This window comes from Bacillus cereus group sp. BfR-BA-01441, from assembly GCF_022663075.1.
Taxonomy (GTDB): Bacteria; Bacillota; Bacilli; order Bacillales; family Bacillaceae_G; genus Bacillus_A; species Bacillus_A cereus.
This window is the reverse complement of sequence record NZ_JAKUEU010000025.1, coordinates 1-21,884: the sequence shown is the minus strand read 5'-3', so window position 1 is coordinate 21,884 and position 21,884 is coordinate 1. Positions and strand designations below refer to the sequence as shown.

Below are 21,884 nucleotides of genomic sequence, written 5' to 3'. Positions count from 1 at the left end.
ATACGAGTTATCGTATACCTTTTCCTTTTATAAATAAGATATCTGAAATGGTAGGAGGAAAACAATGAACTCAATCTTAATCTGCGGGGGAGCTGGCTACATCGGTTCTCATGCTGTGAAAAAATTAGTAGACGAAGGTTTATCTGTAGTAGTGGTAGATAACTTACAAACTGGTCATGAAGATGCAATTACGGAAGGCGCGAAGTTTTATAATGGCGACCTTCGTGATAAATCATTTTTAAGGAATGTTTTTAAACAAGAAAATATTGAGGCAGTTATGCACTTTGCAGCTGATTCTTTAGTTGGAGTTAGTATGGAAAAGCCCCTTCAATATTATAATAACAATGTGTATGGTGCACTTTGTTTATTAGAGGTAATGGATGAGTTTAAGGTAGATAAGTTCATTTTCTCTTCTACTGCGGCAACGTATGGTGAGGTAGATGTTGATCTTATTACTGAAGAAACTATGACGAATCCAACGAATACGTACGGAGAAACGAAGTTAGCAATCGAGAAGATGCTTCATTGGTATAGCCAAGCTTCAAATTTACGTTATAAGATTTTCAGATACTTTAATGTGGCTGGTGCAACTCCAAATGGTATTATTGGGGAAGATCATCGCCCAGAGACACATTTAATCCCTCTTGTGTTGCAAGTGGCTTTAGGTCAACGTGAGAAGATTATGATGTTTGGTGATGATTATAATACACCAGACGGTACTTGTATCCGTGATTATATTCATGTTGAAGATTTAGTAGCGGCTCATTTCTTAGGGCTTAAAGACTTGCAGAACGGCGGAGAGAGTGATTTCTATAACTTAGGAAATGGTAATGGTTTCAGTGTAAAAGAAATCGTTGATGCAGTTCGCGAAGTTACAAATCATGAAATTCCTGCTGAGGTAGCACCGCGCCGTGCGGGCGATCCAGCACGTTTAGTTGCTTCTTCTAAGAAAGCGAAAGAGAAGCTAGGATGGGATCCTAAGTATGTAAATGTTAAGACAATCATTGAACATGCTTGGAATTGGCATCAAAAGCAACCGAATGGATATGCTAAATAAATATAATAAGTGAAAGAGAGGGTATCGTCGACAAAATATGTTCGACAATACCCTCTCTTTTTTTATAGGATTTTTGCTATACTAAACTGTACTATAATACATGATGGAAGGAGGAGAATAATGAAAATACTTGTGGTTGATGATGAATCGAGTATTCGTAATTTGATTCGGATGCAGTTGGAGATGGAAGGTTATGAAGTATTGGCAGCGGCTGATGGGAGAGAAGCTTTAGAGAAATGGAATGAAGGGCCGGATGTATTGATTTTGGATGTTATGCTTCCGGATACGGATGGGTATGAGTTGCTTCGTTTGTTCCGTGAGAGGGATAGGGATATTCCGGTGCTTATGTTAACGGCAAAAAGTCAGATGAATGATAAGTTGCTTGGCTTGCAGCTTGGTGCTGATGATTATGTGACGAAGCCGTTTAATTATGCGGAGCTTATTCTTCGGGTTAAGAATATGGCGCGGCGTGTAAAGAAGACGGAGGCGGCTGTAAGTCATGAAGTAATTGAGGCTGGAGAGATAGTGATTTGTCCTAAGGAAAGAAAGGTACATGTGAGTGGACAAGAGATTCAGTTAACGTACCGAGAGTTTAATTTATGTCAGTTATTTGTTTCAAATCCGCAGCGTGTGTTTATGAGGGATGAGTTACTTGAGAAAGTATGGGGATTTGAGTATATCGGAAATACGAGAGCAGTTGATATTATGGTGCAGAGACTTCGAAAGAAGCTTGGGACGAGCGGAGAATATATTAAGACAATTTATGGCGTGGGCTATAAACTGGATTGTTAAGTGGTGATGGTATGTCTTTAAAGCGAAATATGGTGTTTGGAATAGTTGGGCTGTTAATTCCGATTTTTGTTCTTTTATATGCAGTTGTTTATATTACGTTAGAAAAGAATATGTATCATAACGCAGCAGATTCTTTAGAAAAGTTAAGTGTAGAAGCACAAATTTATACGATGAATTATTTAGAGAAGGAAGCAGAAGTGGATACGCTTGGTCCTAATTCACTTTTAATTGCGTCGTATTTAGCGAAGCGTATGGATGTCCGTGTGCAGATGATTGGGAAGAATGGCGATGTTGTTGCAGATACACAAAAAGGAGCATTGCTTCACCGTAACATCGACATTGAGAGTTCCTTGAAGGGGAAAAAGTCTTATGTTTTCGAGGAGGCGGATCCCGCTCCCATTCTTTTGTTTTCAAGCCCAGTATATTATGGAAACGATGTCATTGGAAGTATTCGTTTTATAAATGAGTTAACGGGTGAGAAGGAAGTTTTAACAAATGTGAGTTGGACGTTCTTAATGACATCTCTTTGCCTAGTTGCTACCGGTATTTTCTTTGCAATTCGTTTGGCAAAGTCTCTTCATAAACCAATTGATCAGTTGAGACAAATGGCACAGAGGCTCGCGAATGGTGATTATAAGAGTAAGATTGAGTTAAATGAGTACGTGGAAATCGCTCAGCTTTCAGCATCTTTTAACGCGATGGCCGATGGAATTGAGCTGCATATTAAGCAATTGCAGGAGGAGAAAGAGAAGCAGAAAGATTTCCTAGACCGCATTACGCATGAGCTAAAAACACCGCTAACGGCAATTATCGGTTATGTTGATTTAATTCCGAAGTTACAATCGAAAGAAGATGTACAGGAAAGTCTTCGTTATGTGGCTGTGGAAAGTGAGCGGTTATTATCACTTGTAGAGGAACTGCTTAAGTCCTCGAAATATGGAACGAGTACGTTTGAAGTGTCTCCTACAGTTGTGAATATAAAGGAATTGGCAGAAGAAGCAGTTTCAATTGTGAAACCCCGTCTAAATCAGTTTGAAATTGAAGTGATAAATGAGTTAACAGATGTACATGTTGTGGCGGATTTTGATAAGACGAAGCAAATTTTCTTAAATGTACTTGATAATGCAATTAAGTATAGTGATGCTTCGCACATTCGTATGAATGTAATTGTGAATGAGCAGGAGGCGAAGGTTTTTGTTCATGATGATGGGATCGGTATAGATGAAATGGTGCTTGCAGAGTGGAATGAGTCTCCGAAAGGAAAAGCACTTCCTTCTAGTTACGGGAATGGGTATGGTTTGTATATTTGTCAGGAGATTATGAATAAGCAGGGCGGAAGCATGCGGATTGAGAGTAATGAAGAAATAGGTACTACAATATTCATTACATTTTTGCTTCCGAGAAGGATGGAAGACATAAAAAACTTGAAAGCGGTTAAATGATACATTTATGAAACAATTATGCGGTATTTTCGAAACAACGTTTTTTTATCTTGGAGGTAGGCAGAAATGAAAAGGCTATCATTTCAAATTCTTATGTTTGTCATTTGTATGATTGTTTCTCTTGTTTTGTTTTATGTTATGGAGAAGCAAATCTATAATCGAATTAACATTGTAAATGATAAACAAGCCGTTTTACAAAGGGTGAATGAATCTCTTCCAATTGAAGTGAAAGTAAGACATGAAAAGTGGGGAGAAATCGTTGTAACGGATGAAGTTCGTTTGCATACGATTGTTTCATTCTTTGACCGAATTCGAATAGAGCCTGGGGACGTTAAGAGCCAAGAACAAGTATTTACTGGAGAAGTAACGTACTTGAATGGACATAAGCGTACTTTTGCAGTAGGTGACTTGTTCCAGTATGGGGAAAATGTATACGGAAAGAATGGCATGGATCCGATGATTTCAGCACTTCAAACGTATTTATTAAGCCTGTATTACACGCCAGAGCGTATTAGTGATTTCTTTGCTTCAGCAAAGGATGTCGTAGTACGTCAAGGTGATGTGGTACGTACTATCAATCTTACGCACATACTTGATTCTATTCGATACGCAAAGCAAATTACAGATTACGGAGAAATTCAGAAGTTATTACAATCGCAGAATGAACCGATTGCTTATATTACAGCTTATAAAACAGGTAAGCGTGTAAAGAATGATCGTGAAGATATTCTTACGATTTCTGTGTATCCATCGTACTTTGTTGTGCAATATCTCGGTGATAATAACGGAAATGTCATGTATATGAAAAGCTCTCTAGCAGAGTTATTCGTAAAGGAGAATGCGTCATGAGAAAGATAGCCTTTTTCTTCTTTTTGCTAGTAATTGGAGGAGCGATGTCTAGTTGCTCTCGAGATACAACCTCTATTAAATATAGTAAAAATGGTCTCCCTATTTTGGATGATCGTCATATTGTTGCGTATGTGGCGGCTCGTGAGGAAGTTGGTGAAGCGTTACTTTCATCATTTTGTAAGCCGCGCGGATGTACGTATGAATTTATTCGTCTTTCAACAGAAGAACTTCTTCGTAGAGTGGAAGAAGAAGCTGGAAATCCGAAGGCGGATATTATTATTGGCGGTACAGTAGATGCGCATCAAATGATGAAGCAAAAAAACCTTTCTATTCCTGTGATAAGCCAACATGCAAATCGTATTTCAAAAACTGTTAAGGATAAAGATGGTTATTGGTACGGTTATGAAGTGGAGAAGCTGGCAATTGCGATTAATAAAGAGCGGTGGAACGAGGAAATAGCGCCGCTCGGTCTCTCGTATCCGTTAAGATGGAAAGATTTATTGAATCCAGTATATAAAGGAAAGATTGTCATGCCCGATCCAAATGTTTCAGGTACAGCATATACGTTTTTTCAATCACTTATTGATATGTTAGGTGAAGAGGAAGCGAAGGAATATGTGAAGAATCTGGCGGAACAAGTTGGAGAAGTAACAGTGAATGGTTACATCCCAGCAGAACTTGTTGCGAGCGGTGAATATATGATAGGCATCAACTTTATGGGAGATCAGAGAATGCTTCAAAAACAAGGTTTTCCGATTTTAAGTAACGAACCTGAGCAAACAGGGTTATCTGTTAATGCGATTTCGAAACTAAAACGTGCACCGAGTGGTATTATTGCGGATTTATTTATTGATTATTGTTTATCAGAAGAAGCGGGGCATATTTTAGAAAAAGTGTCGTTTGGCGTACCAACGATGTTTGCGAAGAATGAGAAAGAAATAGAAGGACAGCCGGTTAGAAGAACAAACCAAAATATATCAAATAGCGGAATAATCGAGATATGGAATAGACAGCGTCTCTCTCTGAAGTGAGAAAAGGAGACGAAAATATATGTTTAAATGGCTTAAGCCAGCACCTGCAATTGAAAGATTGCCAGCGGATATGATTGATCGTGTATATCGATTACTACGTATTCGTGTGTTAATCGGGATTTCAGTTGGATATGCTGCTTATTATTTAGTTCGTAGTAACTTTAATTTATCTACTACGTATTTAGTAGACGAGTTCGGATTTAGCACTACACAAATCGGATTATTAGGTGCAGTAATGGCTGTTGTTTACGGACTTAGTAAATTCTTTATGGGTAATTTATCGGATAAGGCATTTGCTCAACGTTTTATTGCAGTAGGTTTATTTTTATCTGGGCTTGTTAATATTTGTTTCGGTTATGCATCTTCCTTTGGGATGATTTTAACATTACTTGTTCTAAACGGTATTGTACAAGGTATGGGAGCACCACCTTGTAGTATTGTTATGACGAAATGGTTTTCAAAGAAAGAACGTGGTACGAAAACAGGTCTTTGGAATATTTCACATAACGTTGGTGCACTACTTGTTCCACCATTCATTGGGATTGGGGTAGGGATTTTCGGTGAAAGCCATTGGCAAGGCGGCGTGTTTATTTTCCCAGCGATTATCGCAATGGTAATTGCAGTACTTGTTTGGATCAATGCGAAGGATACACCAGAATCTGAAGGTCTTCCACCAATTGATGAATATCGTAATGACTATGAAGAACTTGAAAAAGTAGATAATGCTAACAAAATGTCACCAAAAGAAATTTTAATGAAATATGTAGTGAAAAATAAATTTGTTTGGTTCTTATGCATCGCGAATGCATTTGTTTACTTAATTCGTTTCGGTGTTATTAACTGGGTACCAATTTACTTAACAACAGTGAAAGGTTTTACAAAAACAGAAGCGCATTTTGCGTATTCAATATTTGAAACGGCAGCGATTCCAAGTTCTTTAATTGTCGGCCTTTTAAGCGATAAATTATTCAAAGGAAAACGTATGCCATTATGTGTTATGAGTATGGCTGGGGTTGTTGTTGGAACAATCGTCTATTGGCAAGCAACTAATATTATTGTTGTGAGTGTTGCAGTTTCTATTATCGGTTGTTTAATTTATGTACCACAGTTCTTAATCGGTTTAAGTGCAATGGAATTAGTACCGAAATTTGCAGTAGGTACGACAGTTGGTATGTGTGGTCTGTTCGGTTATGTTGGAGGAAGTTTCATAGCAAACGCAGCAATTGGTATCATTGTTGATCGTTCTGGCTGGGATGGTTGCTTCATGTTACTGTTAGCGGGCGGCATATTAGCAACGATATTCTTACTGATTGTTCAAATGGGACATGAGAGAAAAGCTTCTAAGGTAGCATAATATTTTATTTGAAAAAGCTATCCAATTGTTATATTGGATGGTTTTTTCTATATAATATAATCTTTCCTTAAATCTATCTTAAAAGATATAATGTCATATTTCTAATCATTGGAATTTTTGTTACAATATAAATGGATGTGTAAAACTTTGTAAAAAGATTGTAATAATATACAATTTATTTTCAGAAAGTTTTATACAATTATGGTATTTATTAAACTATTAATTTATAAAGGGAGAGAGAATATGTTACCAAATACGGTTCGTACTCCAAACAAGAAGAAGAAATGGATTATTATTGGGGTTATTGCACTAATTGTTATTGTAGCGGCAATTAATATTTTTGTTATGCAAGGTAAGAAGAAGGGTGCATCAACAAATGCTGATGCTGTAAGTTTTGAGAAAGTAACAGAACGTAAGCTGAATAATACGAAGTTAATTTCTGGTCAGGTGAAGCCTGGTAATATTGAAAGCTTCTATGCAGATCCGGCCAAAGGGAAAGTGAAAGATATTGAGGTAAAAGAAGGGCAAGAGGTAGAAAAAGGTACGAAGTTATTCTCTTATGACAATGAAGAGATTAACCTTCAAATGAAGCAAGCTGAGCTTGATCAGAAGATGGCGGATATGCGTTATGATCAAGGGAAAAAGAAGATTGATTCATTGAAGAAAGAAATTAAGAAGGCGAAAGATAGCGGAGCTGGGAAAGAAGTAACAGATCCAATGGACGAGCAAGTAAACGAGTTAGAGATAGGACAAAAAACAATTGACCTTGAGAAAGAAAAAGGAAAGTTGCAGAAAGAAGAGTTAAGTAAGAAGCAGAAAGAACTTACGATTTATAGTAATTTCGCTGGTGTTGTTCAAAAGTTAGATAAAGATGCGGCACAAAGCTCATCTCAAGCGTTAGGTGGTCAAGGAAAAGCATTTTTACAAGTAGCTTCTAAAGACCCATTCCAAGTTCAAGGTACGTTAACTGAGCTTCAAAAGTCACAAATCCAAAAAGATCAAACATTCACTGTAACGGCAAAAGCAAATAATAAGAAGAAGTGGACAGGTAAGATTACAGAGGTAAGTGAGTTCCCAACGAGCGCAGAGATGGCGCAAGCTGGCGGCATGGGTGAAGCAACTCAAAATATGTCTCAATATACATATAAAGCAAGTCTTGATAGCCAAGATGGTTTATCTCCAGGTTACCACGTTTCTCTGCAAGTAAACTTAGAGAATAAGAAGATGCTTGCTGTCCCAAGTAAGAGCATTGTAGCAAAAGGCGATGATGCATTTGTTTATGTTGAGGATAAAGGGAAGCTTCGTAAACAAAATGTGAAAAAAGGTTCTACTGATGGAGATTGGACAGAGGTTGTAGAAGGCGTAACAGTGGGGCAAAAGGTGGTTAAAAATCCTTCCGACGATGTGTATGACGGAATGGAAGTGAAAGAGAAATGATTACGTTAAATAATATTGCTAAAACGTATTATCAAGGAAAATTGGCGGTGCCGATTTTGCATGGTATTAGTTTAACAATTCAGAGCGGTGAGTTCGTTTCGATTATGGGACCGTCTGGTTCTGGTAAGTCGACGCTTATGAATATTATCGGTTGTTTAGATCGTCCAACAGAAGGCGAATATATGCTGAATGACGTGAATATCTTAACAGCAGACGAGTCAAAGCTTGCTTTAATTCGTAATGAATATATTGGCTTTGTATTCCAGCATTTTAATTTACTACCTCGTCTTTCCGCAGTGGAAAATGTTGAGCTTCCGCTCGTATATGGTGGCGTGAAGAAAGCGGAGCGTCGCAAGCGTGCTTTGGAGGCGTTAGGTAAAGTTGGATTGGCAGATCGCGTGCATCATTTACCAAATGAGTTATCAGGTGGACAGAAGCAGCGTGTAGCGATTGCAAGAGCGATTGCGAATAATCCAACGTTCATTATGGCCGATGAACCGACTGGTGCACTTGATACGAAGTCTGGTGAGCAAGTTATGAATATTTTCACGAAGCTTAATGCAGAAGGTACGACAATTGTTATGGTTACGCATGAAGAGGAAGTGGCAGCGTATTCTTCCCGCCGCATTGTACTGCGAGACGGGAAAGTTACAGAAGATAGAAGGTGCGCGGTATGAGTTTACTAGATAGTATAAAAATTGCCCTATCTTCTATTTTAGCTCATAAACTACGTTCAGCTCTTACGATGCTCGGTATTATTATCGGGGTAGGTTCGATTATTACTGTCGTTGCAATTGGGCAAGGCGGGGAAGCGATGTTGAAATCGAAATTCGCAGGTTCTGGTGGTAATAACCTTATGCCAATTCAATTTAAAGCAGATATTAATGATGAATTTGCTATAGGTGGATTTGAAATACCGAAGTTAACGGAAGAGGATATTTTGGAAGTAAAACAAGTAAAAGATGTTTCACACGTTATTACAACAAATTCGACAACAGAGACACTTGATGTAAATGATAAAAAAGCAAGGCTGAATGTTATTGGACTTGATAATGAATATTTTGCGGTTAATAAAGTAAAGGTTGTAAAGGGCCGCTCCTTAAATGAATCAGATATTTCTCACGCGAATAACGTTGTGATGATTAGCACAAAAACAGAGGAAACGTTATTTAAGGACGTAAACCCAGTTGGACAAATTATTGAGATGAAGGGACAGCCAATGCAAATTATTGGTGTGTATACATCAGATAATGAATTTATGGGATTTGAAATGGAAGAAGCGTTAATTCCTCTTACGTTATGGCCTGTTTTATACGGGACAGATGATATTCAAAATATCGCAATTCAAGCTAAAAATGTAGACAATTTAGAAGCAGCAGGGAAACGAGCTGTTGATGTATTAAATAGTCGTAAGCCAAGTGAAATCCCAGGTAAATATGAACTGGTGAATTTAAAAGAACTCCAAGAAAATGTTTCTAAAGTAACTAGCATCATGACGATGATTATCGGTGGTATCGCTGGTATTTCATTAGTCGTTGGTGGTATTGGTGTTATGAATATCATGCTCGTATCTGTAACGGAGCGTACGCGCGAAATTGGGATACGTAAAGCGCTTGGAGCAACGCGTAGTAAAATTTTATTACAGTTTTTAATTGAAGCTGTTATGTTAACACTTTTAGGTGGTTTAATCGGAATTGGTCTTGGGTATGGCGGAGCATATATCGTTTCTACATTCGCAAAATGGCCACCGCTCGTTTCGTGGGAAGTTGTCGTTGGAGGCGTACTGTTCTCGATGACACTCGGTATTATTTTCGGATTAATTCCAGCAAATAAAGCTGCGAAATTAGATCCAATTGAAGCATTGCGTTATGAGTAATTAATAGTGTAGTAGAACTACACATTACCGTTCTAGTGGGCGGTTCGTAGCCTCTTGCGTGAGGAAGTGAACCGCCCGTTAGAACGGGTTATATAAATAGAAGGAGGCGTTATAATGGAAGCAAATATTAATACGCAAGATGTAGGTGCGAAGAAGCCATCATTATTAGGAATGATTACTTCTCCAGGTGAGCAATTTGAGAGAATGAAGACGAAAAGTCCAGTATGGGGGGCATTTTTCCTTTTCATTATATTAACAGCTGTAATTGCAGGGATTAGCATGTATCAAGTAATGAATCATCCTGATGTAATGAGTGAGGTGCCTGATGCTGAAACGGCTAAAGTTGTTGGTTACTTCGGAATAGGAGCAGGTATTGTTGGAGGGCTATTTGGTACTGCGATTTGGTTCTTCATTGCGGCAGCTATTTATAAAGTGATTATGATGTTTATGAGTAATGATACTTCATACATGAAATTATTATCTATTTATGTCTACACATATACGATTTCAATTTTAGGTGCAATTGTGAACTTTATTATTAGAATGATTCTTGGTGGAGATATTGAAACTTCTTATACAAGTTTAGCAACTTTATTTGAGCCAGGTACAGTTGCTCATGGTGCTGCTTCATCATTCGAAGTTTTCAATATTTGGACATTAGTTGTAATGGGATTAGGATTACATATTACGGCTGGATTAAGTAAAAAACAAGCAACGATTTTAATTGTTATTTTCTTTATTCTTTCAGTTGGATTTACTAGTTTAAGTGGTCTAGCTCCAAAATTTGGTGCATAATTTATTCTTTTAGAAAAAGGTGGCTCTTCCAAGAGTCACCTTTTTTATTTTTACCCTTACTTCAAATACCACCAACAGAATTTCAAATTCTACATAGTGTAATTTCAGATTCCGTCGGTAGTATTTGAAATTACTCACAGTGAAATCTTTTCTTTATTTTTATATTGTGAAGGTACCGCGGAATACTAGAAAGGTATACCTTTTAGAAACGGGTACTGTGTGAAGCCAGCGACTTTTAAAGAGGCAGTTGTTTTGTATGAAGGGATGATTGTAAATCAAATAAAGAAATTAGGTATTCGTAAAGATTATGAAGAGTATTATCAATGTGGTTTAATTGGTCTTTGGCATGCGTATGACAGATTTAATGAAAAGAAGGGGTATTTCCCTGCATATGCAGTTGTAACGGTGCGAGGTTATATATTAGAGAGATTGAAGAAAGAGTTCGCAGTGCAGGAGAGATGTGTATGTGTAGGAGAGTATGAGGATATCTTTCATTTTGAGGACGTTGAAATAAGAGTGAAGGATTTTATGAGCGTGTTAGATGAGAAGGAGAAGTATATTATTTTTGAACGTTTTTTTGTAGGGAAGACGATGGGAGAAATCGCTTTAGAGACGGAAATGACATATTATCAAGTAAGATGGATGTATCGGCAAGCACTCGAGAAAATGCGAGATAGTGTAAAAGGATAAAAATAGAAAATAGAATGGAAGGTAAGGAAATACTACCTTCCATTCTATTTGTTATTAAGGTGATGAATCTTGCATGTTCATTTGGGATAATACATATCCAGCTTTCCATAATTGCTGGCTTAACTTATGGGGACTAATTTGTATCGTTACGGTAGCTCCATTTGAAAAATGAATTTTAGCTTGTTTAGCTTTTTTGAAAAACTCTATTGTATGAACATGTTTGAAGAAAAGCCAAATGCAATTTGGAGAAGCAGGAGATTCTGTTGGGAAAGCACAAATATATTCTCTATGATTGATCGGAATTGGAACGTTTTGTTTGAATTTAAATTTTGTTTTTACGGCATTACGTCCCCTTGATAAGTAGAATGAATATTTGTTAGACAAGATTTCTGTATAAGTTGGAGAGCAGTTTGACAGGAGTAAAGATGGTTCCCGCTACTGTCGATAATTTTTGTGCGGTAATAAGGGTGTTTACATGGTTCAAGCATCATTGTAGAACTAGAAATAAAAATGTTGTTTTCATTATCCATAATTCTATATCCTCCCTTATAATTTTCATTCCGAATATAATTATATATAAATTAAGTAAATTTACTGTTAATATTCTATTTCATATTGTAAATTTTGGCTATTCGTTTACAATCAATAGGTGATAGTCTTTCTAATTTGCATCGCTTGTACATATATATGAAAATAGAAAAGAGTAGGCGGTGATATAGTATGAAGAAAAAGTATATTATTATGGCTTTAGTTGTCGTTCTCCTAGTATATTTAGCAAACAGTAATCCGAGTAAGGGCGAATATACAGAATGGGCAGCGAAGCAGTTTATGAAGCGTAATGATGTGAGTAAGAAGCTAGATGAAGTTCAAAAAGAGAATGAAGAGGGTCTCCTTGGCGACTTGGCATCGGCCGGTAAAAAGTTAGCGAAAAAGTATGTTGAGCCACAAGTTGGGTTATTAATTGATCATTATACGAAGCGAAATGATTATATATTCTTCTCAACATATACGACTGAGTTTGATATAGGTGAAGAACATTATAAGTACGTATGCGTCGGTTTCTCAAAGATTTTTATTCCGATTGAAATGCCGAAGAAAAAAGACGAATCTGCAAAATGATGCAGATTCGCCTTTTTCATTTTATAGAGTAATTGGAACTTCAGATACATTTTTTTCTACAAGGCGAGCTCCCTTTTTTCGTGTGTTTTCATCAATGGATGAAAATACAGATGAGGCGAGGATTGTATCCATTACTTGATTTACGACTTGTGCATCGATTGGTGTGATGGGCGTATCGATAGAAAAAACGACTGTTTTTCCATCTTCTTTTGCGAAAATCAACTCTAGTACTTGCATGTGTTATTCCCTCCTTTGTATTTATCAAGCTATTTATGGGATTTGGGTCTGCCGGTTAAATTGCGGTCTAATACTCAGCGGGGATGAATAAAATCCCCACTGATCCGAGTTTTACTTTATAGTTTAGAAAGATCTGATGTGCTTACAAGTTGTACAGCGTGAAGTGGTGATGCTTGTAAGGAAGCTAGAGCATGAGCTACGTTGTGTACTTGATCTAAGCTCGCATTTGTTTTAACACGTTTAAATTGTTTGCTCTTGAAAACTGTTTTGCCGTTCTTATCTAATCCGTTGTTTAAGACAAGACGTAAAGTTAAATCCATTACGATTGTTTCAATTGCCATGTGTATCACCTCCTTTCACTTTATAAATAGGGTACAAATGTCATGTTTTGGCGTGAAATTTTTTCTTTTTTTTGGTACCCTTAAAAGATTAAGAGAGGAGAATTCTGGATAATGAATCGTAAATGGTTATTTTGGATTCCTGTATTACTATGGATGGGGCTGATTTTCTATTCTTCGGCACAACCATATAAAAAGCAGGATATGCGTTCAGATATTGAACAATATGTAAATGTTGAATTTGTGAAAGAGCATTTTTCATGGGTATCTATCGATTATGGTGGAGGAACCCCTGTTAGTATTGCGAATAAAGGTGTAGGCGGATTTATTGAGTTTTTCCTTCGTAAAGGTGCTCATTTTATGGTGTTCTTTATGCTAGGTTCATTGATTTATTACGCTTTTCATCGATCAGGTCATTCGAGGAAAAGATGTTTTATATATGCCCTTCTTTTCGTTGCGGGTTATGCAACATTTGATGAAATTCACCAATGGTATACGGGAGACCGCACACCAATGTGGCAAGATTCATTGCTTGATACGTGCGGCGGATTAACGGGAATTATAATAAGTAATTGGTTTTGGAATAGAAAAAAGCGCTAATCTCATTTGAGATTAGCGCCTTTTTTTGCGAGTAGTAAAACTCCACTTAACTGGCTTGATTCAAGTTTCACTTTATACACCAAGTAATTCTTTTAGTTCGTCTGTTGATAGTTCAGTCATCCAGCTATCGCTTGTGATGACCGCATTGTTTAGAGATTGTTTTCTTTCTAGCATTTCATCAATTTTTTCTTCTAATGTTCCTGTTGTAATAAGTTTGTGAACATGAACAAATCGTTTTTGACCAATGCGATATGCGCGGTCTGTTGCTTGATTTTCCACAGCTGGATTCCACCAACGGTCGTAGTGAATGACATGGTTGGCAGCGGTTAAGTTTAATCCTGTTCCGCCAGCTTTTAAGGATAAGATGAAAATGTCATACGTTCCGTTTTGGAACTCCTCAATCATCTTGTCGCGATCTTTTTTCGGCACACTACCGTTTAAGAAGAGGACACGCTGGCCGAATTTTTCTTCTAGCACACGTTTTAGCATGTTCCCCATGCCGATGTATTGAGTGAAGATTAGGCAACTTTCATTTTGATCTTTTATATTTTCGATGAGCTCCATTAACGTTTTTGTTTTCATAGAGCGTTCAACGATATTTTGTGGCTCTTCTTCTTTTAAATAAAGAGCTGGATGATTACAAATTTGTTTTAGCTTGTTCAGCATAAGTAATATAAAGCCGCGTCTTTCAATTCCACTTAATCCTTCGACATTTTGCAGTGTATCTTGAACAAGTTGTTCATATAAGGAAGCTTGTTCACCAGTAAGAGGGCAGTAAGCTTTTTGTTCTTGTTTATCTGGTAAATTTAATGCGACCGTTTGATCTTTCTTCGTTCGGCGCAGTAAAAATGGTGAGATAAACCGTTGAACTTGCTGGATTTTTCCTTCATCACGATCTTTTTCAATCGGTGTGACGAAGCGACGTTGGAATTGCCCTAAGCTTCCGAGATATCCATGATTAATAAAGTCGAAAATGGACCAAAGTTCAGCAAGGCGATTTTCCATCGGCGTACCAGTTAAAGCGATTTTGTGATTTGCTTGTAAGTTTCGTACTGCTTTCGACTGTTTCGTATGTGGGTTCTTAATATTTTGTGCTTCATCCAAAATAACAGCATCCCAGCATAATGAAGTTAGTTCTTCCTCATCGAGTTGAGCCAATGCATAAGATGTTAATACAACATCTGCTGATTGAAGGAAATCTTCAAAAGAATTGCCCTTATCTCTATTACTTCCGTAATGTAATTGAACACGTAAATTCGGTGCGAAACGCTCAAATTCTTTTTGCCAATTTCCAAGAACAGATGTCGGCGCTACGATTAATGCAGGGCCTGTTTTGAGATTATTTTCTTTTATATATAGTAAGTAAGAGATTGTTTGAATACTTTTCCCGAGTCCCATATCGTCAGCTAGCAATGCTCCAAATCCAAGCTTTCGTAAATATAACAACCATTCAATGCCGTGTTGTTGATACGGACGAAGTGTTGCGTTTAGTGAAGTAGGGACATCTACTTTTGGAATATCTCCAATATGAAGCAGCTTTTGGAATAGTTCCTCATAATATCCATCTAGTTCAATTTCAATATCAGTAAACGGACTATCATCTTCTACAATTTCTGTTTCAGCCGTATTTGATAAATGTTGCTGCAGGACATCTTTCATCTCTAGTCCGTATTTATCGGCACGGTTCATGAGTTTCCTTACTTCTTCGATAAAGGCTGGATCTAGTCGCATCCATTGACCGTTTATATTAAATAGACGTTTGTTTTGTTCAACGAGTTCAAAAAATTCGCTTTCTGATAAATCAATGCCGTTCGTCGAAATTCGCCAGTCAAAATTAACGAGCGTATTCATACCGAAGAACGATTGTGTTTGTACTGTATTTTGCTTCAGCTGGACACGTAATTTCGGTTTTGTTGCTTTTAAATTTTGCCACCATGATGGTAGTAAAATTGTAATGCCGGCCGCAAGTAATTCATTGCTTGCTTCTGTTAAGAAGTTCCACGCTTCTGTTTCAAAGAGCTCATTTCGGAACGTATCTCCTTCTTTTAACCACGGTATGAGCTTACTAAAACCTTCTTGTGTTTCTGTAATACGTTCTTCGTAATCGTGCCATCTTTTCGGTAAGGAATCGATGTTTTCGTATACATATATGCGATGCGCCCCGCGCTTTGGTGTCACGATTGTTTCAAGCTTCCACATTTCAAATTCTTCTTGTGGTTCTTGCAGTCTTAGTCCGATTGTAAACGGAAGATCATCTTCAATATAACCAATTTTTCGAAGCCAATCTTCCTCATGTAGTGCTGTTTCCAATTGTCTTTTCGTAAAGTCGTAATGTTCATATAGTCTTTTAGCATCTTCCCAGCCGTCATTTGAACGATTATCTTGTAATATGCTTTCATTAACTGCTGCTGAGAAAAGAGATGCTAATGTGTCATCTTCAATTGGCGTATTTTGAACTTTCCAAGATGGTTGTTTGGGCCAGTGCTCCATATCTGGTACGAAGCTACCACTCGTAAAGGCATCCCATAATTCATTTGCATCTTTTGTAAGTGCTGTAATAGGGCCGTTCAGTTGAATATGTGCAAAGGAATTCATTGGTTTGTTTGCAATGTATTCAAAGGCTTGTGCATTTGTTAGTAGCACACCTTGTTTTCCTTCGAAGGGTGCTTCTTTTAGAAACGTACCGTAGAAAGAAGTGGAGTGCCATGTGAATGCATTTCGTTTCCAACTTGTTACGGATAATGGAGTACCGCTGTCATCTTCTCCCCAAAGGAACCAACCTTGACTAACATGCTGGAGCCTAATTGTTACTTCAGTTTGATTGATCATCGATTAATTTTCCTTTCCGTAATTCCTCTTGTAGTGCACGCAGACGTGAATGGAGATTGGCGATGTGAATAATGAAAGCATCCCATTCATCGGTGCGTTTTAATCGTTTATATAATGTACGTAATTTCTTTAAGTAACGAACTGCGCGTCTATATGATTTACGATTTCGTTCTTCAATTGCTTCTACAGCAGCAAGATGATAAAGAGGAAGTGCTGCTTCTGGCGCTTCTTTTTCAATATCTTTCAGTGGTTCTTTTAACAGTTCAATTGCTTCAAATCCATATAAGAGATGGAGCTCTGCCCATGTACGATACTGTTTTTTCGCGAGTACGTACTGTTCATAGTTTGTGAAACTATACGGTAATAGTTCTTGTAAAATCATTTCAAAACCAGCTTGTTCATTTGTATGTGTTGCATATGTTTCATACATGATTACAAATAGCCGAACGATATCTTTTATGAAAATCGTATTTTCATGATCTTGGATCGTTTTCTTTACTTGTTTATACGTAAAGGAAAGCCAGTTTTTCGCACGATCCCACTGCATGGCACTTAATAGTTCTTCTAACCAATAGAAGTATAGACTCACAACAGAAGCAGGTTGTTTCTTTAGTAAGTCCATCGCTAGTAGATCTTCTTCATTTAAAAAGAGAAGGTGAGAAGACGCTAACGCTTTAGATAGTGGATTAATTTTCGTATCGATTCGTTTTTCTTCCTCTTGTATTTTCTCTTTATTGTTTAAAAGTTCACTCCATATGTGGCGATAAATGAAAAATCGCTCTTGCGTATAAGCGTCGGTAGAGAAGAATACTTCATGAACGAGACGAGCTGTTTCTTGCAAAATTATTTCAGATTCTGAAGGAATCGCTTCTGATTGTAAGTCCCGAACGATGGATTCCACTTTATCTACAAATAGGCGAACGACATTAACAGGTTGGTGATAAGAATACGTTTTGTTTGCTTCGAATGCCTGGATTTCTTCTAATAATTTTTGAAAGCAGTAAAGTGCTGCATGTAACCTGAATAATTCATGTATGGCGATGACGCGCGGAGCTTTCCGCTCAAGTTTCGTATAGAAATCTGTAAAGATACTCATAAGAAAATACATTTGTTTATAAGTAAGGCGAGCTTGTTCTTTTTTAAATGATTCATATTCTTTTTCAAAATACGATTCCCAACTTTTATAATCCGTTTCTTCAAAAGCTGATGATTGCAATACTTGTCTTGCAGTTCGAATAGGAGGAAGGGAAGGTTTCGTATTATTTTTAAATAAAGTTAATACATCTCCTACTTGCCCGAAACTAGACGCTGCAGATAGTAATACGGCGAGCATATGCTCACATTGTGTTGGTGCGAAGCAATCACAATAACTTTCAGCTACATTACGAATCGGAATATGAACGCTATATACGTTGCCTTCCGCATCTACAGTTCCTGATAGTGTATAACCATCAAAGTCAACGTTGTAGACAACACCACTACGATATAGGTGCCGAGCTGTAGCGACATGTTCCTGATCAGCCGTTTGCTGTGGATCTAGTCCTTGAACGAACTCATTCGCAATCATCATAATTTCATCTTTCGTAATTGAGTGTTGCAGCATAATATTCCTCCGTACACATATTTCTTTCCTTTACCATTATAAACAAAAAATGCTCAAAACAGAAAAAATGAAATTTGGATTACATAACTTGAAAATCATGGTAATATATAAAATGTTAATTTCATATATGAATATATATGTATAGGAGGAGAAATGATTTGTCAGATTTACAGACGAAGTTAGGTAGTGGAATGAATAAGTTACAAGAAGGAATAGAACAAGGGAAAATGAAGTTGCAAGTTGCACAAGAAATTGCTCAATTGAAAAAGGGAATGCAAGTGCAAATGCAGAAAAAAGCAGAGGTTCTATTAGAGGTTGGACAGCAAGTGTATGTTCAATTAAGAGGAAGTGGAGTAAATGAAGTGAGCTTAAAAGAAATGATTGCTCCAGTTCAAGAATTTGATGTAGCTATTTATCAAGCAAGAAAGCGCATTGTTGAATTGCAAAAACAACAAGGTGAAAAAGCTACATGTGAATGTGGTGGACCTTTATCAATAAATGATAAGTTTTGTGGTTCGTGTGGAAAGCCTAACCCGATGTTAACAGTAGAAAATGAAGGTGAAACGGTAAATTGTATTTCATGTAATGAGCATATCGATAAAAACTCTACTTACTGTCCAGTTTGTGGAATTAAGCAAAGTGGGGAGTGAATTAAATGTATTGTCGCACATGTGGAAAACAACATGGTGAAGAAGTAAATTATTGCCCAAATGAAGGTAGTATGGAGATTGCAGGAGCTATAGATGCAGTAACATTAGAAAAAGATACTGCAAAATACTGCAGAGGTTGTGGCAGTGAAAATGCTCAAAAAAATTTATATTGTCAAAAGTGTGGGTATTCTTTATCTGTTGTGAAGAAAAAAGAACAAACTGTAAAATTGCCTACAATGGATGGTGCTCCTAAAGTTGAATTTAAAGCAGATAAAGCCGTTTTACAAAAAGGTTTTATTGGTGGGGCTGTTGCAAGTATTCTCATGTTAATTGCTGGTTGGATTGGTAGTTTATTATTTGCCTCTATGTTAAGTGAGATGTTTAGCAAATTTGCGAAAGAATTAGAAATGTTGCCAAGTTTTTATTCGAGTGCAACTTCTACGATGTTAAGTTACCATTTACTTGGTTTTACAGCTAACGATGATAGTGGATTGATATTTTCTTTATCTTGGCATACTCCATTTACATTATTATTAATCATTCCATTTATTATTTTCGCTGGTACAGGAATTTGGTTAGGGAAACAGCATGTTGCGAAAACGATTAAAGATCAAATCTTTATGGCAGCAACAGTTGGTATTATTTATGGAGTCTTTTTATTCATTATAAGTTTTATAGCATCACAATCTTTTGCAATCCCATTCTCAGAAGCAGGTAAGATTACGGTTGGCTATTCAGCGATGAAGAGTTTATTGAGTGGTTTTGTATGTGGGACATTATTTACCTTATTAGGATTTATTGCTCATACAAGCAAAAACAATATGGCAGCAGCATTTCAAGAGTTAATGCCATATGGAGCGTCTGTTTATTACGGTGTTTCGGCTATGATAAAAGGACTTTTAGTAACAGCAGTAGCGGTTTGTATTATGGCGTTAGTAAGTAAGGAAGACGGTATTGAACCATTAAAAGAAATAACAACTTTAAAATCTGAAAGTACATTATTAGCATTAGAGTTAACACCTCAATTATGGAGTATGGCTCATTTTGCGCCGTTAGAAGTATCAAGTCCAGCACTTAGTAAGGAATTTACTAGAATTGGTAAGAAATCAAATGCATATGAGAGCACACTATCGTTTTCATTTATATCAGGCGTCTCTGTAAATGGCGTAGAGCTTAGAGAGATATTGATTTCAAAAGGAGCAAATGAGGGAAGCCTTGCAGAATTTGATAAAGTGAATAACGTATTCCATTACGGTTTATTACTGCTTATTATTCCATTGTTCTTTATGTTTAGAGCGGGAAGAAAGTTAGCTAAATTACCGACTGCCAATATATATATTACATTAGCGGTATGCAGTGGTTCTTACACAATTATGATGATTGTAATGAATATGATTTCTAAGTTCCAAATTAATGTTTCAGGAACTGTAACAAGTTTATTTGGAACAAGCGGAACAGTACTATCTATGCAAAATTCATTTACATATTTAATTTTGTTTAGTTTTATTGTGACATATGTAGCGGCATTTGCTGGAATGAAATTAGCTAAAAAATAGGAGGAGAGCACGTTGAAGTTTTGTGGAACATGTAAAAAGAATGTTGCAGACCATTTGAACTTTTGTCCTGAGTGTGGGAGTAAAGTAGAAGTAATCGTTGATAACACTGCTGCTTCATATACAGAATTACAAAGCGAGACAAAACCAGTGAAAAGTAAAAAAAATTTATTTTTAATCATTGGTTTTGCCATTATTGCTGCATTATTATTTGGGGCATATAAATTTGGAGCATATAAGTTTTCAAAAGAAAAGCAAGTAAATGTAATGATTGAAGCATTCCAAAAGAAAGATATTAATGCAATTGATGAGTTTGTAAAAGCAAATGATTCAAGCTTAAAGATTAAGACAGAGGATCTTAAAGCGTACATGCGTTATTTAAAAGAGAATCCTTCTTACAATAAACAATTACTGTCTTATTTACAGAAAGAGACAGTAGATCAAAAGTTAACAAAAGATAAATCTTCATTTAAGGACGGGGAAATAGTAGAAGAGGGAAAAGAGTGGTTCTTATATCCAAAGTATAAGTTCAGCATGAAATCTTATTATATGAGCGTTAGTACAACTGCAAAAAATGCAGAAATATATGTGAATGACAAAAAAGAAGCAGAGCTTTCTAGTGATAAAACTTCGAAAGAGTTGGGGCCATACTTCCCAGGTACATATGTTGTAAAGGCAACGGCGAAGACAGAACTTACTGAATTAGAAACAGAGAAAGAAGTAGATTTAGCGGATGAACAGAGCGAGAAGGTGAAAGTGGATTTATCGCTTGAAGGCAAGTATGTAAGCATTTCTTCTGATGAAAGTGATGCAACTGTATTTGTGAATGGGAAAAAACGTGGAAAATTAAATTATGGAAGTCATAAGCTTGGCCCTGTATCCACAGATGAAACAGTAGAAGTACATTTAGAGAAAACTACTGATTTTGGTGTGATGAAATCTGAAAGTGTTAAAATTGGAGACCAAAGCACATATTACTTAAAATTCCCGAAAGAAACATCAAGTTCAGCAGTGGGCGAATTTGTAAGAAATCATATTTATGATAACGTACGTGCAATTTCATTAAATGATTTTAGTTTAATTGAAAATAATTATGATAAGAGCGGGAAATCGTATAAGGAAGACCATGATTATATACAGTATTTACACAAAAAAGGAATTACAGAAGACTTATTAACGATGGAAGTTCGTAATGTAGAGCGTCAAAGTGCTACGAAATATAAAGTAACGACATATGAAGAGTATCATATTCGTTACGGTGATGGATCTGTGAAGTTCAAAAGTTTTAATAACGAACATATTGTAACTGTGAATGAAAATGGAAAGATGTTGTATCATTCTCTTGGTGCAAATAATACGTTGAAATCAGAAGATGTATCTGGTCCAACTCGTTAATATGAGAGAAGCTGTTCAATATTTGAACAGCTTCTTTTTTGTAGCTAAATCGATATTTCGTGTCGAACCGTTGATATATCGTAAGTTATGATAGATATAATCGGAAAATCGTTGATATATTGCGATTTATGATAGATATAATTGAAAAATCGTTGATATATTTTTTTACAATTATGAGTGTGTTTCCTTTAGTATCGCTTGTACATATGGATCATGTAATATTTGCTCTATAATTGG

20 protein-coding genes and 2 pseudogenes are annotated in these 21,884 nt (G+C 36.6%); 16 read left to right on the top strand and 6 right to left on the bottom strand.

The genetic code is table 11. The features are described 5' to 3' along the window. Positions 1–64 precede the first annotated feature (64 nt). From galE to MR107_RS12765, 11 genes are all read left to right on the top strand, one after another. Positions 65–1,057: a UDP-glucose 4-epimerase GalE gene (gene galE, locus MR107_RS12815; RefSeq protein ID WP_001084662.1), complete on the top strand. Its 993-nt coding sequence runs from the start codon at positions 65–67 to the stop codon at positions 1,055–1,057. A 120-nt stretch (positions 1,058–1,177) separates the two neighbouring features. Beyond that, positions 1,178–1,849 carry a response regulator transcription factor gene (locus MR107_RS12810; protein ID WP_000699548.1) on the top strand — a complete coding sequence of 224 codons (672 nt, stop codon included), beginning with the start codon at positions 1,178–1,180 and terminating at the stop codon, positions 1,847–1,849. A gap of 11 nt (positions 1,850–1,860) precedes the next feature. Further along, positions 1,861–3,291 carry a sensor histidine kinase gene (locus tag MR107_RS12805; RefSeq protein WP_000054026.1) on the top strand — a complete coding sequence of 477 codons (1,431 nt, stop codon included), beginning with the start codon at positions 1,861–1,863 and terminating at the stop codon, positions 3,289–3,291. Positions 3,292–3,357: 66 nt separating this feature from the next. Further along, entirely contained in the window at positions 3,358–4,140 is a 783-nt protein-coding gene (locus MR107_RS12800) for a DUF3919 family protein (RefSeq protein ID WP_000826625.1), read from the top strand. Beyond that, positions 4,137–5,171: an ABC transporter substrate-binding protein gene (locus MR107_RS12795; protein ID WP_242292416.1), complete on the top strand. Its 1,035-nt coding sequence runs from the start codon at positions 4,137–4,139 to the stop codon at positions 5,169–5,171. The genes MR107_RS12800 and MR107_RS12795 overlap by 4 nt, the downstream gene beginning before the upstream one ends. Positions 5,172–5,190: 19 nt before the next feature. Continuing rightward, on the top strand, positions 5,191–6,525 hold the full coding sequence (gene pgtP / locus MR107_RS12790; RefSeq protein WP_076876227.1) for an MFS transporter: 1,335 nt from the start codon (positions 5,191–5,193) through the stop codon (positions 6,523–6,525). A gap of 243 nt (positions 6,526–6,768) precedes the next feature. Further along, positions 6,769–7,962 carry an efflux RND transporter periplasmic adaptor subunit gene (locus MR107_RS12785; RefSeq protein ID WP_242292415.1) on the top strand — a complete coding sequence of 398 codons (1,194 nt, stop codon included), beginning with the start codon at positions 6,769–6,771 and terminating at the stop codon, positions 7,960–7,962. Beyond that, a complete protein-coding gene (locus tag MR107_RS12780) occupies positions 7,959–8,639 on the top strand; it encodes an ABC transporter ATP-binding protein (RefSeq protein ID WP_000631626.1) in 681 nt (226 codons plus the stop codon). Before MR107_RS12785 ends, MR107_RS12780 begins: the two co-directional genes overlap by 4 nt. Continuing rightward, on the top strand, positions 8,636–9,838 hold the full coding sequence (locus tag MR107_RS12775; RefSeq protein WP_000054354.1) for an ABC transporter permease: 1,203 nt from the start codon (positions 8,636–8,638) through the stop codon (positions 9,836–9,838). The genes MR107_RS12780 and MR107_RS12775 overlap by 4 nt, the downstream gene beginning before the upstream one ends. 114 nt (positions 9,839–9,952) lie before the next feature. Next, positions 9,953–10,633, top strand: coding sequence for a YknW family membrane protein (gene yknW / locus MR107_RS12770; protein WP_000387922.1), 681 nt, complete (start codon positions 9,953–9,955; stop codon positions 10,631–10,633). A gap of 219 nt (positions 10,634–10,852) precedes the next feature. Continuing rightward, positions 10,853–11,323: a sigma-70 family RNA polymerase sigma factor gene (locus tag MR107_RS12765; RefSeq protein WP_163093261.1), complete on the top strand. Its 471-nt coding sequence runs from the start codon at positions 10,853–10,855 to the stop codon at positions 11,321–11,323. A 54-nt stretch (positions 11,324–11,377) separates the two neighbouring features. Here the strand turns inward: MR107_RS12765 and MR107_RS12760 are convergent. Continuing rightward, positions 11,378–11,853 (bottom strand): annotated as a pseudogene (locus MR107_RS12760) (competence protein ComK). Positions 11,854–12,043: 190 nt separating this feature from the next. Here MR107_RS12760 and MR107_RS12755 point away from each other — a divergent pair. Beyond that, positions 12,044–12,442: a DUF4359 domain-containing protein gene (locus tag MR107_RS12755; protein ID WP_000731405.1), complete on the top strand. Its 399-nt coding sequence runs from the start codon at positions 12,044–12,046 to the stop codon at positions 12,440–12,442. A gap of 21 nt (positions 12,443–12,463) precedes the next feature. On the opposite strand, the gene MR107_RS12750 is transcribed toward MR107_RS12755, so the two are convergent. Beyond that, a complete protein-coding gene (locus MR107_RS12750; protein WP_001197593.1) occupies positions 12,464–12,679 on the bottom strand; it encodes a DUF2922 domain-containing protein in 216 nt (71 codons plus the stop codon). 116 nt (positions 12,680–12,795) lie between these two features. Continuing rightward, on the bottom strand, positions 12,796–13,020 hold the full coding sequence (locus tag MR107_RS12745) for a DUF1659 domain-containing protein (protein ID WP_000963861.1): 225 nt from the start codon (positions 13,018–13,020) through the stop codon (positions 12,796–12,798). Between the two features lie 111 nt (positions 13,021–13,131). Here MR107_RS12745 and MR107_RS12740 point away from each other — a divergent pair, with 111 nt between their 5' ends. Further along, positions 13,132–13,617: a VanZ family protein gene (locus tag MR107_RS12740; protein ID WP_001080707.1), complete on the top strand. Its 486-nt coding sequence runs from the start codon at positions 13,132–13,134 to the stop codon at positions 13,615–13,617. Between the two features lie 72 nt (positions 13,618–13,689). Here the strand turns inward: MR107_RS12740 and MR107_RS12735 are convergent, their stop codons facing one another. Both MR107_RS12735 and MR107_RS12730 read right to left on the bottom strand, forming a co-directional pair. After that, on the bottom strand, positions 13,690–16,446 hold the full coding sequence (locus MR107_RS12735; protein ID WP_242292414.1) for a DEAD/DEAH box helicase: 2,757 nt from the start codon (positions 16,444–16,446) through the stop codon (positions 13,690–13,692). Further along, positions 16,430–18,049 carry an SWIM zinc finger family protein gene (locus tag MR107_RS12730; RefSeq protein ID WP_000939139.1) on the bottom strand — a complete coding sequence of 540 codons (1,620 nt, stop codon included), beginning with the start codon at positions 18,047–18,049 and terminating at the stop codon, positions 16,430–16,432. The genes MR107_RS12735 and MR107_RS12730 overlap by 17 nt, the downstream gene beginning before the upstream one ends. Positions 18,050–18,207: 158 nt before the next feature. Between MR107_RS12730 and MR107_RS12725 the strand changes: the two genes are divergently transcribed. The 3 genes from MR107_RS12725 to MR107_RS12715 are packed head-to-tail and all read left to right on the top strand — an operon-like array spanning position 18,208 to position 21,647. After that, positions 18,208–18,699, top strand: a complete 492-nt coding sequence (locus MR107_RS12725) for a zinc ribbon domain-containing protein (RefSeq protein ID WP_086402094.1) — start codon at positions 18,208–18,210, stop codon at positions 18,697–18,699. A gap of 5 nt (positions 18,700–18,704) precedes the next feature. After that, the gene (locus MR107_RS12720) at positions 18,705–20,255 is read left to right on the top strand and encodes a zinc ribbon domain-containing protein (protein ID WP_000271649.1); all 1,551 of its coding nucleotides are present in this window, start codon (positions 18,705–18,707) and stop codon (positions 20,253–20,255) included. Positions 20,256–20,267: 12 nt separating this feature from the next. Continuing rightward, a complete protein-coding gene (locus tag MR107_RS12715; RefSeq protein WP_242292413.1) occupies positions 20,268–21,647 on the top strand; it encodes a zinc ribbon domain-containing protein in 1,380 nt (459 codons plus the stop codon). Between the two features lie 171 nt (positions 21,648–21,818). Here the strand turns inward: MR107_RS12715 and MR107_RS31975 are convergent. Next, positions 21,819–21,884 (bottom strand): annotated as a pseudogene (locus MR107_RS31975) (DUF3910 family protein); the annotation flags it as partial.

Coding starts and splice junctions, on each gene's coding strand:
- galE (WP_001084662.1), top strand. CDS start 65: ATGAACTCAATCTTAATCTGCGGGGGAGCTGGCTACATCGGTTCTCAT.
- MR107_RS12810 (WP_000699548.1), top strand. CDS start 1,178: ATGAAAATACTTGTGGTTGATGATGAATCGAGTATTCGTAATTTGATT.
- MR107_RS12805 (WP_000054026.1), top strand. CDS start 1,861: ATGTCTTTAAAGCGAAATATGGTGTTTGGAATAGTTGGGCTGTTAATT.
- MR107_RS12800 (WP_000826625.1), top strand. CDS start 3,358: ATGAAAAGGCTATCATTTCAAATTCTTATGTTTGTCATTTGTATGATT.
- MR107_RS12795 (WP_242292416.1), top strand. CDS start 4,137: ATGAGAAAGATAGCCTTTTTCTTCTTTTTGCTAGTAATTGGAGGAGCG.
- pgtP (WP_076876227.1), top strand. CDS start 5,191: ATGTTTAAATGGCTTAAGCCAGCACCTGCAATTGAAAGATTGCCAGCG.
- MR107_RS12785 (WP_242292415.1), top strand. CDS start 6,769: ATGTTACCAAATACGGTTCGTACTCCAAACAAGAAGAAGAAATGGATT.
- MR107_RS12780 (WP_000631626.1), top strand. CDS start 7,959: ATGATTACGTTAAATAATATTGCTAAAACGTATTATCAAGGAAAATTG.
- MR107_RS12775 (WP_000054354.1), top strand. CDS start 8,636: ATGAGTTTACTAGATAGTATAAAAATTGCCCTATCTTCTATTTTAGCT.
- yknW (WP_000387922.1), top strand. CDS start 9,953: ATGGAAGCAAATATTAATACGCAAGATGTAGGTGCGAAGAAGCCATCA.
- MR107_RS12755 (WP_000731405.1), top strand. CDS start 12,044: ATGAAGAAAAAGTATATTATTATGGCTTTAGTTGTCGTTCTCCTAGTA.
- MR107_RS12750 (WP_001197593.1), bottom strand. CDS start 12,679: ATGCAAGTACTAGAGTTGATTTTCGCAAAAGAAGATGGAAAAACAGTC.
- MR107_RS12745 (WP_000963861.1), bottom strand. CDS start 13,020: ATGGCAATTGAAACAATCGTAATGGATTTAACTTTACGTCTTGTCTTA.
- MR107_RS12740 (WP_001080707.1), top strand. CDS start 13,132: ATGAATCGTAAATGGTTATTTTGGATTCCTGTATTACTATGGATGGGG.
- MR107_RS12735 (WP_242292414.1), bottom strand. CDS start 16,446: ATGATCAATCAAACTGAAGTAACAATTAGGCTCCAGCATGTTAGTCAA.
- MR107_RS12730 (WP_000939139.1), bottom strand. CDS start 18,049: ATGCTGCAACACTCAATTACGAAAGATGAAATTATGATGATTGCGAAT.
- MR107_RS12720 (WP_000271649.1), top strand. CDS start 18,705: ATGTATTGTCGCACATGTGGAAAACAACATGGTGAAGAAGTAAATTAT.